The sequence below is a fragment of the Streptomyces bambusae genome (assembly GCF_020532645.1).
In the GTDB taxonomy this organism is placed as follows: domain Bacteria; phylum Actinomycetota; class Actinomycetes; order Streptomycetales; family Streptomycetaceae; genus Streptomyces; species Streptomyces bambusae.
The window spans coordinates 40704-54329 of record NZ_JAJAUZ010000027.1; the positions used below are offsets into that span (position 1 = coordinate 40704).

A 13626-nucleotide genomic window follows, 5' to 3' on the forward strand; every position below is an offset into this window, starting at 1 on the left:
AATCAGAAGGGCCCACCACCGTGGAAACCGCCGTGATCGTCGCCATCGACGGCCCCTCCGGCACGGGCAAGTCCAGCACCTCCAAGGCCGTCGCGGCCAAGCTGGGCCTGCGCTACCTGGACACCGGCGCCCAGTACCGGGCGATCACCTGGTGGATGCTGTCCAACGGGGTGGACGTCGAGGACCAGCACGCCGTCGCCACCGCGGCCGGCAAGCCGGCCATCGTCTCGGGCACCGACCCCAACGCGCCCACCATCACCGTGGACGGACTGGACGCCTCCGGCCCGATCCGCACCCAGGAGGTCACCTCCCGCGTCAGCGCCGTCAGCGCCGTGCCGGAGGTCCGCACCCTCATCACCGAGCTGCAGCGGAGCATCGCCGCCGGCGCCGAGGGCGGCATCGTGGTCGAGGGCCGGGACATCGGCACCACCGTCCTGCCCGACGCCGACCTGAAGATCTTCCTCACCGCCTCCGCGGAGGCCCGCGCGGCCCGCCGCAGCGGCGAGCTGAAGGGCAAGGAGGCGGCCGACCTCGCCGCCACCAAGGAGGCCCTGATCAAGCGGGACGCAGCCGACTCCGGCCGCAAGACCTCGCCGCTGGCCAAGGCCGCCGACGCGGTCGAGGTGGACACCACCGAGCTGACGCTTGACCAGGTCATCGAGTGCGTCGTCACCCTGGTTGAGGAGAAGCGGGCCGCCAAGTGAGCGAAACGCCCTCCCCGAAGGGGGCGGCGGTCGGACGGCGCATCGGCATCGGCCTGATGTACGGTCTCTGGCGCCCCCGGGTGCTCGGGGCCTGGAAGGTGCCGGCCGCCGGGCCGGTCATCCTCGCCGTGAACCACTCCCACAACATCGACGGCCCGATGCTGATGGGCACCGCACCGCGGCCCGTGCACTTCCTGATCAAGAAGGAAGCGTTCACCGGGCCGCTCGACCCCTTCCTGAAGGGCATCGGGCAGGTGCCCGTGGACCGCTCCGGCACCGACCGGGCCGCGGTCACGCAGGCCCTGTCCGTCCTCGCCGACGGCGGCGTCCTCGGGATCTTCCCGGAGGGCACCCGGGGCGAGGGCGACTTCGCCGCGCTGCGCGGGGGGCTCGCGTACTTCGCCGTACGCTCCGGCGCACCGATCGTGCCCGTCGCGGTCCTCGGCAGTGCCGAGCGCCGGGGCCGGCTGGTCAAGGCCCTGCCGCCGTTCCAGAGCCGCGTGGACGTCGTCTTCGGCGACGCCTTCGCTGCCGGGGACGGAGAGGGGCGGCGCACCCGTACGGCCCTCGACGAGGCCACCGTACGCATCCAGCAGCGGCTCACCGCCCACCTGGACCACGCCAAGCGCCTCACCGGGCGCTAGGCGAGACTGAGAACGAGTAGTGGACCCGCCTCCCCTCCGGGACGGAGCCGGCAGGCGGACCCCACCGATCACCACGAACGACGAGGAACGGACTTCATGAACGACCAGCACGACCACGGAGCGCTTGGCGACGCCGAGTACGCGGAGTTCATGGAGCTCGCGGCGGAAGAGGGTTTCGACCTGGAGGACGTCGAGGACGCGATCGGTGAGGCCGGCCACGGCCCGCTGCCGGTCCTCGCCGTCGTCGGCCGCCCGAACGTCGGCAAGTCGACCCTGGTGAACCGCATCATCGGCCGCCGCGAGGCCGTCGTCGAGGACAAGCCGGGCGTCACGCGCGACCGCGTCACCTACGAGGCCGAATGGGCCGGCCGCCGCTTCAAGGTCGTCGACACCGGCGGCTGGGAGCAGGACGTCCTCGGCCTCGACGCGTCCGTCGCCGCCCAGGCCGAGTACGCCATCGAGGCCGCCGACGCGTGCATCTTCGTCGTCGACGCCAAGGTCGGCGCCACCGACACCGACGAGGCCGTCGTCAAGCTGCTGCGCCGGGCCGGCAAGCCCGTCGTGCTGTGCGCCAACAAGGTCGACGGCCAGAGCGGCGAGGCCGACGCCGCCGCCCTCTGGTCGCTGGGCCTGGGCATGCCGTACCCGGTCTCCTCGCTGCACGGCCGCGGCACCGGCGACATGCTCGACGCCGTCCTGGAGGTGCTGCCGGACGCCCCCGCGCAGACCTTCGGCGGCGCCCCGGTCGGCGGCCCCCGCCGCATCGCCCTCATCGGCCGCCCCAACGTCGGCAAGTCCTCGCTCCTCAACAAGGTCGCGAAGGAGGAGCGGGTCGTCGTCAACGAGCTGGCCGGCACCACCCGCGACCCGGTCGACGAGCTGATCGAGCTCGGCGGCGTCACCTGGAAGTTCGTGGACACCGCGGGCATCCGCAAGAAGGTCCACCTCCAGACCGGCTCCGACTACTACGCCTCGCTGCGCACGGCCGCCGCCGTCGAGAAGGCGGAGGTCGCGGTCATCCTGATCGACACCACCGAGAACATCAGCGTCCAGGACCAGCGGATCATCACGATGGCCGTCGAGGCCGGCCGCGCCATCGTGATCGCCTACAACAAGTGGGACGAGCTCGACGAGGAGCGCCGCTACTACCTCGAGCGCGAGATCGAGACCGAGATGCAGCAGGTCGCGTGGGCGCCCCGGGTCAACGTCTCCGCGCTGACCGGCCGCCACATGGACAAGCTGGTCCCGGCCATCGAGACCGCCCTCGCCGGCTGGGAGACCCGCGTCCCCACCGGCCGCCTCAACTCGTTCCTCGGTGAGATCGTCGCCGCCCACCCGCACCCGATCCGGGGCGGCAAGCAGCCGCGCATCCTCTTCGGCACCCAGGCCGGCACCAAGCCGCCGCGGTTCGTGCTGTTCGCGTCCGGCTTCCTTGAGCACGGCTACCGCCGCTTCATCGAGCGCCGCCTGCGCGAGGAGTTCGGCTTCGAAGGCACCCCGCTGCACATCTCGGTGCGGGTGCGCGAGAAGCGCAACAGGAAGAAGTAGCGGAAACGTCCGGCGGGCTCAGAAGGCCCGCCGGGGAGCGGGCGGCAGCGCCGCCGGGACGTGCGTCCCGGTGTGGTGCGGCCGCCCGCTCGCGTATGCCCCGGCGGTCGCCCCGTACCCGGCCGGCGGCACCGGCGTCACCCGGGCCGGCAGCGCCGCGTACGACGGACCGCCGCCGCCCGGCGGGTCCGGCCACGGGTCCGGCCCGCCCCACGAACCGGTCGGCTGCCAGCTGCCGGTCGGCCAGGTGCCCGTACCGGTGTACGTGCCCGTGTCCGGGCCGGGGCCGCTCCACCCGGAGCCGGCGTACGAGCTGCCGACCGTGCTCCCGTACGAGCCGCCGTACGTGCCGCCGGCCGTGCTCGGGTACGTGCTGCCGAGCCGGCTCCCGTACGACGGGCCGAAGGCGGTGAAGCCGAGATTCTCCTCGCCCGACCGGTCGCCGGGCAGCGCCCGGAACGCGTGCATGTACTCCGCGTACAGCTCGTCGAAGATCGGCGTCTGCGACACGGCGGCGTGCGTCCCCCGCTCGTGCGCGGGGCGCGCGGAAGGGAGCTGGCCCGGGAACGGGCTCGGGTACGGCTGCGGGAGCGGAGCGTCGTATGGGTGCACGTACCTGCCAACGAAACGCCCGCCCGACGGATGCGGGCGGGCGGGGCGAAAACGCAGATCGCCGGGGGTGTCCGGACGTCCTCCGGTACCCCCCGGCGTGCGCCGAGCACGGCCGGGCGCGAACGCCCGGACCCGGTCAGGTGCCCGCGAGGGGCATCGCGGCGGCCACCAGCAGGCCGTTGGCGGCCGCCTTGTCGAGGGCGTCGCGGAGCAGGTCCTCGCGCGGCTGCTGGCCGATGGCGCCCGCCGGGGCCGCGTACACCAGCACCTTCTGGGTGCGGTTGACGGCCGCCCGCCAGCCGTCGGTGACCGGCAGCGCCTGGTGGGCCTGCCACCAGGCCACCGGGTTGCTGCCGGCGGCGCCCGGCTGCAGCACCGCGTGGAGCTGGCCCATCGCCAGCAGCACCGACCAGCCGGACAGCACGGAGGGCACCTCCGCCATGTCGGACACCGGGATGAAGCCCTGCTCGATCAGCAGCGGCAGGAAGTCGTCGCCCGGGCCGTCGCTGCCCGGCCGGGAGATCGCCGTGGTCGGCTCGACGACAAGCGCCGGGTGCAGCTCTCCCTCGATCAGCATCAGACCGCTGGTGATCCCCAGCACGGCCTGGCCGCGGGCCGGCTCGGGGGCGGTGGCCGCGGCCACCGCGGGGGCCTCGCCGGTGATGCTGGCGACGGCGCCCTGCAGCTGGTCCTCGGAGACCGCCACCACCTGGGAGGGGATGCACTTGGCGTGGGCGAAGGCCAGGACGGCGGTCTCGTCGCCGACGAACAGCACGGTGCTGGTCGGCTCCCGTTCGGAGTCGCCCGGGGTGCGGCAGGAGGTGCAGTCGTAGCTGCCCGGCGCGGTCTCGCCGGAGAGCAGCAGCTCGGCTTCTTCGTCGCCGATCTCGGCGCGTACGTCAGGGCTGACGTCGAGCATGCGCGACACGGGGGACTCCTCGGACTAGGCGTGCGTGGGCCGGGCCGTTCCCGGCTCTGCGGGGCTCAACGGGGGAGCCGCGGCCGGGGTCACGCCCCTTTTGTGGGCAGTTGCAGCGCGCGCCCGCCGCACCCGGCCGGGTCACGTCCCCTCCGCCGCCCGAGTGGCCGGGCCGGCAGCGCCGCGCGCCCCGCTCCGACCGGCCGGGACGGCTGCGTAACGTGCCCCGATGCCTCGCTTCCGCCGTGCCGTCTTCCCGGCCGCCGCCCTGCTGGTCGCCCTGGCCGCCGCCCCGGCCGCTGCGGGGCCGCTCCCGCCGTCGCCGGAGCCCGTCGGCACCCCTGCCGGTGCCGATGCCGGTGCCGGGGGAGGCGGGGGCGGACGGGGGCCGGGGGAGTGCGGGCCGGGCCGGGAGTGGCCGTGGGACTGCGTGGCCGACTGCGAGTCGAGCGGGCGGTGGCAGGTCAACACCGGCAACGGGTTCTACGGCGGACTGCAGTTCGCCCAGCCGACCTGGGAGCGGTTCGGCGGAACCCGGTTCGCGCCGCGGGCCGACCTCGCGAGCCGCGCGCAGCAGATCCGGGTCGCCGAGGACGTGCTCGGCACCCAGGGCTGGGAGGCGTGGCCGACGTGCTCCCGGCGCTACGGGCTGTCCGGCCGGGCCCACGTCGTACGGCCCGGCGACACCCTCTCCGGGCTCGCCCGCACCTACCGCATCCCCGGCGGCTGGCAGCAGCTGTACGCGCTGAACACCGGGCCGGTGGGTCCCGATCCGGGACGGCTGCGGCCGGGCATGATGCTCGTCATCCCGAAAGGAGCGGCCGTTCCGCCGAGGCCGGCTCCGGGGCCTCGCCGCTGAACACCACCGCGCCCCGGCACAGTTCGTGCACTAGCACCCCCGGGGTGCGCAGCGGGGCCGGCACCCGCTGTTCGGCGAGGACCACCGCCGCACCGGCCGCGGCGAGCGCGGCGAGCAGGGCGTACGTGCGTTCCGCGGGCCCGGCGGCCATGCCGAGGACGGGCTCGTCGACGAGCACCACCCGGGCACCGCGGGCCAGCAGTGCCCGGGAGACCGCAAGCATCCGCTGCTCGCCGCCGGACAGGGTGCCGGCGGTACGGGCGGACAGCGCGCGCAGTTCCGGATAGCCGGCCAGGGCGGGGCCGGGGTCGCCATCCGGCGCGGCCAGCCGCAGCTGCTCGGCCACGGTCAGCCGCCCGTACACCGCCCCGAGGTCCGGTACGAGGCACAGCCCGCGCCGGGCCCGTTCGTGGGCGCGCAGCCGGGTCACGTCCCGGCCCCGCCAGTCCACCCGGCCGGCGGCGAGGCGGACCGTGCCGGCCAGGGCGTGCAGGGCGGTGGTGCGGCCGGAGCCGTTGCGGCCGACGAGCAGCGTGACGGTGCCCGCCGGGACCGGCAGGTCCACGCCGTGCAGGGCCTCCAGCGGGCCGTGGCGGACGCGTGCGCCGTACAGGGCCATCTCAAGGGCCATCGAGCACCCCCTGCGCCATGACGTGCACGGTGTCGGCGAGCGCGGCCACCAGGTCGAGGTCGTGCTCGACGATGAGCACGGCCAGGCCGTCGGCGGCCAGGGCGCCCAGGATCCGGGCGAGCGCGGCCGCCTCCGCGGCGTCCAGCCCGGCGGCCGGCTCGTCGAGCAGCAGCACGCGGGGGCCGCCGGCCAGGACGCGGGCCAGTTCCACCCGGCGCAGCGTCCCGGTGGGCAGGCCGGCGGTGGGGGCGTGCCGGACGGGTCCGTCGAGCCCGAACAGCCGCAGGGCCCGTTCCACGGCGGCCGCCCCGCCCCGCCGGTACCCCTGCTCGGCACCCACCCGTACGTTGTCCTCGACGCTGAGGGACCCGAACACCGCCAACTGCTGGAAACTCCGCCCCACCCCGGCCCGTGCACGCTCGTGCGCCGCCCACCGGGTCACGTCCCGCCCTCCGACCGCCACCCGCCCGGCACTCACCCCCACCCCACCGCAGAGCGCCTGAAACAACGTCGACTTACCGGCCCCGTTCCCCCCGACCACCCCCACGACCCGCCCGGCACTCACCCTCACCGAAACCCCCCGCACAGCGAGATACCCATCGGGGTACCGCACCTCGATCCCCTCAGCCACCAACACGGGCCCCGCCCCACCAGCCCCTGCCCCGCCCGGCTCTGCCTCCGCCGGTGTCCGGGGCCCGGCGGGTGCTTCCAGCCTCGCCGGCGTTTGAGGCGCGGGGGAGTGGGGGCGGAGCCCCTGCTCGCCGGGCGGGATCGGGCGTCCCGCCGGATCCGGCGGGACCGGGCGCGGTCGGCGGACCGCGGGGCGGGGCACACCCCGGCGCACAGACAGCGGCAGGCGCCCGACCAGGCAGGCCAGGACGCCGATCACCGCCGCGGCCAGACCGCCCCGCGGGCCCGCGTCCAGGCCCACCAGAAGCGCCGCCGCCACCACCGCCCCCCGCGTACTGTCGTGGCCGACGACGACCAGCGCCGCGAACCACAACAGCCCGCGGACCGGGTCGAACGCATCGGGATCGAACGCCCGCGCCCCCATCCCGAGCATGCCCCCGCCGAGCGCCGCCAGCCCCGCCCCCACCGTGAACGCCAGCAGCTTCAGCCGCGGCACCCGCACCCCGGCCGCCCCCGCCCCCGCCTCGTGGTCGCGCAGCGCGGCCAGCGCCCGCCCGGTGCGGCCCCGGCGCAGGGCGGTCACCACGGCCAGCACGGCCGCGAGGAGGCCCAGTTCGAGCGCGTAGTACGCCCGGTCGTCCGCGAAGCCGGCCGGCCGCGGCAGCACCAGCCCGGCCGTCGCGTACGGCTGCACGAACACGAACCGGCTGACGGCCACTCCGAACGCCAGCGTCACCAGCGCCAGGGCCAGCCCCCGCCGCCGGATCGCCGGATACCCCGTCAGCAGCCCCAGCGGCGCCACCAGCAGCACCGCGCACCCCAGCGCCACCAGCCCCGGCACCCCGGCCATCGCCAGATGCGCCGTGAACAGCGCCCCCAGCCCGGCGTACGCGGCCTGTCCCAGCGAGATCTGTCCGCCCCGCCCCGACACCACCACCAGCGACAGCAGCACCACCGCCAACGCCGGCACCTGCACGGCCGTCTGCAGATCGCTCCCCCCGAACGCGAAGGGCAGCAGCAGCACGCCCCAGAGCACCGCCCACCACCCGGCCCCGCCGCCCCGCCGGCCCGCCACGGCCCCCGGCACCGCGAGCGGCCGCCCCGCCCCGCCCGCCGGCAGCGCACCCGCCAGCGCTCCGCCCAGCAGCGCCAGGACGAACAGGTTCGCCGTCACCGACTGGAGGAGCGGCGCGGCCCACCCGTCCGGGTGGAAGCGGGTCAGCTGCGCCTGGGCCACCCCCAGCGCCAGCGCCGCGAAGACCGCCACCGGAATGCTCCGCAGCCGCGCCAGGACCGCCACCGCCAGCACCTCCAGCACCAGCAGCGGCAGCCCGTACGGATCCAGCCGGACGTACGGCGCGAGGAGCACGCCCGTCAGCCCCGCCGTGAACGCGCCGAACGCCCAGCCGACCGCCGCCACCCGGTCCGCGTCGACCCCGCTCAGCGCGGCCAGCCGGCGGTTGTCGACGACCGCCCGCAGTTCCCGCCCGAACCGGGTGCCGCGGTCCGCCCACAGCACCCCTGCGGACAGCACGGCGACGGCCGCCAGCTGCGGCCACGGCTCGGTCCCCGGCAGCCGCGGCACGTCCGCCCGCGCCCCCGGTCCCCACACCAGCAGCGCCCCGCCGACCAGCAGGACGAACACCCCGATCGTGGCCACCAGGGTCCGCTCCGGCCCCGCCTCCCGGACCGCGAGCGGCCGGAACACCGCCCGCTCCAGCAGCAGCCCGGTGCCGGGCGCGAGGACCAGCAGGGTGACGGCCGCCGCTGCGCCCGCCGGCAGCCTCACGTCGACCGCCAGCCAGCGGAACACGTACGCGCAGACCATCGCCACCGCACCGTGCGCGAGGTTGAGCACACCGGTCGCCCGGTACGTGACGATCAGCCCGATGCCGCTGAGCGCGGCCGCGCCGCCGACGGCCAGCCCGGCGAGGGTGAGCTCGTACGTCAGCCCGGCCATGCCGGCTCGCACACCGGGCAGGGGCTCAGACCGCCGTCACCGGCCGCGGGCACCGCATCCGTCCGGCCGTCCACCAGCGGGCAGTCCGGCCGGTGCGCGAGGGTGCCGCCGGGGACCCGCAGCGGCGGCCCGGGGGAGCGGGGCGGCCCGGCCGCGCCCTCGGCGGACAGCGGTTCCGCCGGCCGGCCGGGACCCGGCGGCGCCGGCCGCCACACCGCCGTCAGCAGCACCGCACCCGCCACCAGCAGCGCCGCACCCGGCACCGTGCACGAGGCCAGGTACGGGATCTGACGCTCCGCGAACCGTTCCCCGGACACCCCGTACCAGCCGGCCGCGCACAGCAGCGCGCCGCAGACCAGCGCCAGGACGGCGGCCCCCAGGGCGGGGCGCGGACTCGGCTGCATCGGGGCTCCCCTGGGACGGCGGAGGCAGAGGACGGAACAGACCGGCGAGTGATGCCGACACCTTGCACTATGCCCTGATCGATTGCGGTATGCCCGGATGGGGCAGACGCTGGTAGCACCGAGCCGCCCGGCTCGAACGGACACCGGTGGTGAGCCCCATGCTCCTCGGCAGACACCCGCGCACCGCCGCCTGGGCGGCGGCCGCGGTCCTCGTGCTCGCACCCGTCGCGGCGGGCTGCTCCGACGGCTCCGACGACAACGGCGCTGACGCCTCGCCCGCCGCGACCACCCCCCTGCCGCCCGCCGTGGACGCCACGGCACCCGCCGACCCGGCCGGTGCGACGGCGCAGGTCAAGCAGAACTGGGCGCGGTTCTTCGACCCGAAGACCGCCACCGGGGAGCGGATCCGGCTGCTGGAGAACGGCGAGGAACTGCGGCCCGTCCTGCTGGCCTTCGCCGCCGACCCGAACACCGCCAAGACCTCGTCCGTCGTCAAGGAGGTCTCCTTCACCTCCGCCACCGACGCGAACGTGACCTACGACCTGCTGGTCTCCGGCGCCCCCGTCCTGCCCGCGGCCAAGGGCACGGCCGTCTACGAGGACCAGGTCTGGAAGGTCTCGCAGAAGTCCCTGTGCGCCCTGGTCCAGCTCAGCGGCAATGCCGTGCCGGGCTGCTGACCCCCTGGCGCCCGGCGGAGGCGGCCCGGGCGGACCCCGCCCGCCCGGCGGCCGGCGGCTGCTCCCCGCCCTTTCCCTCGCCCTGCTCCTCGCCCTCGGCACCGCCTGCGGCAGCCGGCTCCCCGAGAGCGCCTTCGGCCGCCGCACCGAGCCCCCCGCCGGCACCGCCACCCGCACCACCGACCCCATCCGAATCGGCATCATCGCCAGCATCACCAGCCCCGTCGGCGGGGACGCCTTCGCCGGCCCCGGCGAGGGCGCCCGGGCCTGGTTCGCGGCCCTCAACGCCCGCGGCGGCATCGGCGGCCGGCCCGTCGAGGTGCACACCTGCGACGACGGCGGCAGCGGCGTCGGCAACAACGCGTGCGTGCACGAACTCCTCGACGAGAAGAAGGTGTTCGCCCTCGTCGCCACCACAGCCCTCGACTACGCCGGCGCCCCGCTCGTCAGCCGCGCCGCCGTCCCCGACATCGGCGGCCAGCCCCTCGGCACCGCGTACGACACCCACCCCCACCTGTACGGCATCTACGGCAGCAACGCCCCGCGCGACGGCCGCAGCCCCGGCTGGGACGGCACCCTGTACGCCGGCACCGAGGTCTACCGCTTCTTCCACCGCACCCAGGGCGCCCGGACCGCCGCCGTCGTCTCGTACAACCAGGCCGCCTCCGCCGGGTACGCCCGTCAGCTGGTCCGCGGCCTGGAGGCCGAGGGGTACCGGGTCACCGCCGAGCAGGTCGACTTCGCCCTGCCCAACTTCCGGGCCGTCGCCGCCGACCTGAAGGCCCGCGGCACCGACCTCGTCTTCGACGCCCTCGACACCCACGGCAACGCCCGGCTGTGCGAGGCCCTCGACGAGGCCGGGGTCCGCCTCACCGCCAAGGTGACGAACGTGCAGAACTGGAACGACGCCGTGCGCACCGAGTACGCCAAGGCCCCCGGCTGCCGCAACACCCTCTGGGTCACCGGCTCCAGCCGCAACCACGCCGACGCCGCCGACCCCGCCGTCGCCGCGTTCCGGGCCGCGATGGTCCCCCGCCTGAAGGGGCGCCCGCTGTCCCAGTGGCAACTGGAGGGCTGGGCCGCCGCCATGTGGTTCACCGACGCCGCCCGCTCCTGCGGCGCGGACCTCACTCGTCCGTGTGTCGAACGCTTCCTCAACCGCGCCGAGCCGTACACCGCCGGCGGGCTGCTGCTCCCGGTGTCGTTCCGGCCCGCCGCCGAGCCGCCGCGCACCCACCGGGCCTGCCTCTCCGCCGCCCGCTGGCAGGACGGCCGCGGCTGGGTCACCCAGGGCGGCGAGATGACCGCCAACTGCGCCGACGTACCCCTGCTGCCCCACCGGCCGTAGGGCCTGCCTGCCGGACCGGCCCCCGGGCCGTCCCGGGGCCGCGGCCGGCCGCCCGGCCCTGGCACACTCGGCGGCATGCTCGAGACCTCCGCCCGACTGCTGCGCCTGCTGTCCCTCCTCCAGGCCCACCGCGAATGGACCGGCGCCGACCTCGCGGAACGCCTCGGCGTCACCCCCCGTACGGTCCGCCGGGACGTCGACCGGCTGCGCGAACTCGGCTACCCCGTCAACGCCAGCCCCGGCACCGGCGGCGGCTACCAGCTCGGCGCCGGCGCCGAGCTCCCGCCGCTGCTCCTCGACGACGACGAGGCCGTCGCCGTCGCCGTCGGGCTGCGCACGGCCGCCGGTCACGGAGTCGAGGGCATCGGAGAGGCCTCCGTACGGGCGCTGGCCAAGCTGGAGCAGGTGCTACCCGGCCGGCTGCGCCGCCGGGTCTCCGCCCTCAACGAGTTCACCGTCCCCATGCTCCGCCCGCGCCGCCGCTCCGCCGTGGACCCGTCCGTGCTCACCGAACTCGCCGCGGTCTGCCGGGACGGCGAACGGCTGCGCTTCGACTACCTCGACCACCGGGGCGCGGCCACCCGCCGCACCGTGGAGCCGCACCGGCTGGTGTGCACCGAGCACCGCTGGTACCTGGTGGCCTGGGACCTCGACCGGGAGGACTGGCGGACGTTCCGCGCCGACCGGATCGAGCCCCGGCCCCCGCACGGGCCGCGGTTCCCGCCGCGCCGCCCGCCCGCCGAGGACCTCGCCGGGTACGTCTCCGAGGGCGTCTCGCAGGGCGCCTACGCGGCCCGTGCGGTGCTCCGGCTGCACGTCCCGGCCGAGCAGGCGGCGCAGACCATCGGCCCCTCGGACGGGGTGATCGAGCCGGTCGACGCGCACTCCTGCCTGCTGCGCACCGGTGCCGTCAGCCTGGACGTGATGGTGATCCACGTCCTGCTGGCCGGGTACGAGTTCGAGGTCGTCGAGCCCGCCGGTCTCACCGACCGGATCAGGGCCGCACGGGACCTGCTGGACCGGGCGGTGGACCGGTCGGAAGCGGCGCGGCCGGCCGGACCGGCCGCGACGGTGCCGGAGCCCGCCCGGGCTCCCGACGCCGGTACGCCTTCCGGGTGAACGTGTGAAGGAACCGTGCGGTTTTCCACCCGCCGTCAGTTCTCTTTGCGGCACCGCGGTACGGAAAACCGGCCGGGAAAGGGCGGCGGGCGCAGCGAATTCCGCGGGTGCCCGGAATGCGTCCGGGGTGCTCCGTAAAGCGGATTTCGGTGGTCCGTGAAACTGTCGGCGGGGGTGAATCGGAGTGGGCCGGGGGTTGTCGACGATCTGTGACACAAGCGTGACCCGGGATGGACCAAAGCCCGCCGCCGCCCGGCTTCCGGGCCCGGACGCACGACCGCCGCGGTCCGGGGGCTCCGGATCCGCGGCGGTCGTCGCGGGGCTGGGTGTGCGTACCGGCCCCGCGTGGACGGGGTGCTCAGCCGCCGGCGACGGGGCGGGCCGAGGAGTTGCGGGCGGCGCGCTCGGCGTGTGCCGGGCGGCGGCTGCCGGCCGGGGTCACCGGGGTCCGCTCCGAGCGGATCAGGTGCGGCCGGGCGGCGGTGAGGTGCGGGCCGCCCCGGCCGCTGCCGCCGTGGCCGGCCACCGCGGCAGCGGGCTGCCGCGCCGGCTCGTCCTCGCCGGCCGCGACCCGCTGGGCGTAGGCCGCGGTGCGGGCCGCGAACGGGGTGACCGGCACCGGACCGGTGACCGGCCCCGTCGCCCGGCGGGTGCGCAGCCGGTCGCGCACCTCGAAGACGAAGGCCTCGGTACGGGCGATCAGCGGCTCGAACCACGGCAGCGCCAGCAGGATCAGCAGACCGGCCGCCCAGCCGAGGAGGACGTCGCTCACCCAGTGCGTGCCGAGGTAGACGGTGGTGAGGCCGACGCTGAGCGCGACCACCGCGGAGAGCACCGACAGGTTGCGGCGGGTGCGCACGGTCGAGGCCAGGTACGCGAGGATGCCCCAGGTCACGACGGCGTTGGCGGTGTGACCGGAGGGGAATATATCGCCGCCGGCGAAGAGTTCGGCGGACCCGATCTCGGTGGCGTAGTGCGGACCGAGCCGCCCGAGGCCGAGCTTGACCGAGCCGACGGTGACGTTCAGCAGCAGCAGCGCGACGCCGAGGGTGATCAGCGGGCGCAGGGTGTGCTGCCGCCAGGAGCGCCAGCCGAGCCAGGCGGCGACCATCACGGCGGTCGGGCCGCGCTGGCCGAGGACGACCAGGTAGTCGAGGTAGGCGTGGAGCTCCGGCCACTGCTCGTACGGCCGCCAGAACATGATCTGCCAGTCCAGGCGGACCAGCCACGAGGTGGTCAGCACGGCGACGACGATGGCCAGGTAGAACGCGAGGGTGGCGCCGAAGAGCACCACGCGGTGCCGGCTCATCTGCGGCGTCTGCAGATGAGCCGGTCGTTCGGGTTCACGGTCCAGCCGGGCGAAGACCCGCTCCAGACGGGTGAAGATTTGGTCGGTACGCACTCAATCGACGTTACCGCGCGTGCGCGTGCGACCCGGCCGAAACGCAGGGTTTGTGATGACCATGTGATGTGGAGTAGGTCTCACGCGGGTCTTTATTCCCGGGAATCCGGGGGCGGTTCGGCCTGCCGGGAACCGCGCTCCGTGAATTGCCGTTGAAACACACCCGTTC

General features: G+C 75.5%; 13 protein-coding genes. 7 read left to right on the forward strand and 6 right to left on the reverse strand.

All coding sequences use genetic code 11. From position 1 onward, the window contains the following. The first annotated feature begins 20 nt into the window (after positions 1 to 20). From cmk to der, 3 genes are all read left to right on the forward strand, one after another. The gene (gene cmk / locus LG634_RS19845) at positions 21 to 704 is read left to right on the forward strand and encodes a (d)CMP kinase (RefSeq protein ID WP_226735225.1); all 684 of its coding nucleotides are present in this window, start codon (positions 21 to 23) and stop codon (positions 702 to 704) included. Positions 705 to 760: 56 nt separating this feature from the next. Continuing rightward, positions 761 to 1348: a lysophospholipid acyltransferase family protein gene (locus LG634_RS19850; RefSeq protein WP_226735270.1), complete on the forward strand. Its 588-nt coding sequence runs from the start codon at positions 761 to 763 to the stop codon at positions 1346 to 1348. A gap of 96 nt (positions 1349 to 1444) precedes the next feature. Continuing rightward, a complete protein-coding gene (gene der / locus LG634_RS19855) occupies positions 1445 to 2896 on the forward strand; it encodes a ribosome biogenesis GTPase Der (RefSeq protein WP_226735226.1) in 1452 nt (483 codons plus the stop codon). 18 nt (positions 2897 to 2914) lie between these two features. Here the strand turns inward: der and LG634_RS19860 are convergent, their stop codons facing one another. Together LG634_RS19860 and LG634_RS19865 are read right to left on the reverse strand one after the other, a co-directional pair. Next, positions 2915 to 3406, reverse strand: coding sequence for a hypothetical protein (locus LG634_RS19860; protein ID WP_226735227.1), 492 nt, complete (start codon positions 3404 to 3406; stop codon positions 2915 to 2917). Positions 3407 to 3644: 238 nt separating this feature from the next. After that, a complete protein-coding gene (locus LG634_RS19865) occupies positions 3645 to 4436 on the reverse strand; it encodes a DUF8842 C-terminal domain-containing protein (RefSeq protein WP_504967650.1) in 792 nt (263 codons plus the stop codon). Between the two features lie 220 nt (positions 4437 to 4656). Here LG634_RS19865 and LG634_RS19870 point away from each other — a divergent pair, with 220 nt between their 5' ends. After that, complete coding sequence (locus tag LG634_RS19870; protein WP_226735228.1) at positions 4657 to 5286, forward strand: LysM peptidoglycan-binding domain-containing protein; 630 nt, start codon at positions 4657 to 4659, stop codon at positions 5284 to 5286. On the opposite strand, the gene LG634_RS19875 is transcribed toward LG634_RS19870, so the two are convergent. The 3 genes from LG634_RS19875 to LG634_RS19885 are packed head-to-tail and all read right to left on the reverse strand — an operon-like array spanning position 5231 to position 8911. After that, a complete protein-coding gene (locus tag LG634_RS19875; protein WP_226735229.1) occupies positions 5231 to 5917 on the reverse strand; it encodes an ATP-binding cassette domain-containing protein in 687 nt (228 codons plus the stop codon). The genes LG634_RS19870 and LG634_RS19875 overlap by 56 nt on opposite strands. After that, positions 5907 to 8507: an ABC transporter permease subunit gene (locus LG634_RS19880; protein WP_226735230.1), complete on the reverse strand. Its 2601-nt coding sequence runs from the start codon at positions 8505 to 8507 to the stop codon at positions 5907 to 5909. Before LG634_RS19880 ends, LG634_RS19875 begins: the two co-directional genes overlap by 11 nt. Beyond that, positions 8495 to 8911, reverse strand: coding sequence for a hypothetical protein (locus LG634_RS19885; RefSeq protein ID WP_226735231.1), 417 nt, complete (start codon positions 8909 to 8911; stop codon positions 8495 to 8497). Before LG634_RS19885 ends, LG634_RS19880 begins: the two co-directional genes overlap by 13 nt. Positions 8912 to 9069: 158 nt before the next feature. On the opposite strand from LG634_RS19885, the gene LG634_RS19890 reads away from it, so the two are divergent. The 3 genes from LG634_RS19890 (at position 9070) to LG634_RS19900 (ending at position 12055) form a co-directional block, all read left to right on the forward strand. After that, entirely contained in the window at positions 9070 to 9588 is a 519-nt protein-coding gene (locus LG634_RS19890; RefSeq protein ID WP_226735232.1) for an MTB12 C-terminal domain-containing protein, read from the forward strand. Then, positions 9569 to 10936 (forward strand): ABC transporter substrate-binding protein, encoded by a 1368-nt coding sequence (locus LG634_RS19895; RefSeq protein ID WP_226735233.1) that lies wholly within the window; start codon positions 9569 to 9571, stop codon positions 10934 to 10936. The genes LG634_RS19890 and LG634_RS19895 overlap by 20 nt, the downstream gene beginning before the upstream one ends. Positions 10937 to 11011: 75 nt before the next feature. Next, positions 11012 to 12055, forward strand: coding sequence for a helix-turn-helix transcriptional regulator (locus LG634_RS19900; protein WP_226735234.1), 1044 nt, complete (start codon positions 11012 to 11014; stop codon positions 12053 to 12055). A 358-nt stretch (positions 12056 to 12413) separates the two neighbouring features. Here the strand turns inward: LG634_RS19900 and LG634_RS19905 are convergent, their stop codons facing one another. Continuing rightward, the gene (locus LG634_RS19905; protein ID WP_226735235.1) at positions 12414 to 13457 is read right to left on the reverse strand and encodes a phosphatase PAP2 family protein; all 1044 of its coding nucleotides are present in this window, start codon (positions 13455 to 13457) and stop codon (positions 12414 to 12416) included. Between the last annotated feature and the right edge of the window lie 169 nt (positions 13458 to 13626).

Coding starts and splice junctions, on each gene's coding strand:
- LG634_RS19850 (WP_226735270.1), top strand. CDS start 761: ATGTACGGTCTCTGGCGCCCCCGGGTGCTCGGGGCCTGGAAGGTGCCG.
- der (WP_226735226.1), top strand. CDS start 1,445: ATGAACGACCAGCACGACCACGGAGCGCTTGGCGACGCCGAGTACGCG.
- LG634_RS19870 (WP_226735228.1), top strand. CDS start 4,657: ATGCCTCGCTTCCGCCGTGCCGTCTTCCCGGCCGCCGCCCTGCTGGTC.
- LG634_RS19875 (WP_226735229.1), bottom strand. CDS start 5,917: ATGGCCCTTGAGATGGCCCTGTACGGCGCACGCGTCCGCCACGGCCCG.
- LG634_RS19880 (WP_226735230.1), bottom strand. CDS start 8,507: ATGGCCGGGCTGACGTACGAGCTCACCCTCGCCGGGCTGGCCGTCGGC.
- LG634_RS19885 (WP_226735231.1), bottom strand. CDS start 8,911: ATGCAGCCGAGTCCGCGCCCCGCCCTGGGGGCCGCCGTCCTGGCGCTG.
- LG634_RS19890 (WP_226735232.1), top strand. CDS start 9,070: ATGCTCCTCGGCAGACACCCGCGCACCGCCGCCTGGGCGGCGGCCGCG.
- LG634_RS19895 (WP_226735233.1), top strand. CDS start 9,569: ATGCCGTGCCGGGCTGCTGACCCCCTGGCGCCCGGCGGAGGCGGCCCG.
- LG634_RS19900 (WP_226735234.1), top strand. CDS start 11,012: ATGCTCGAGACCTCCGCCCGACTGCTGCGCCTGCTGTCCCTCCTCCAG.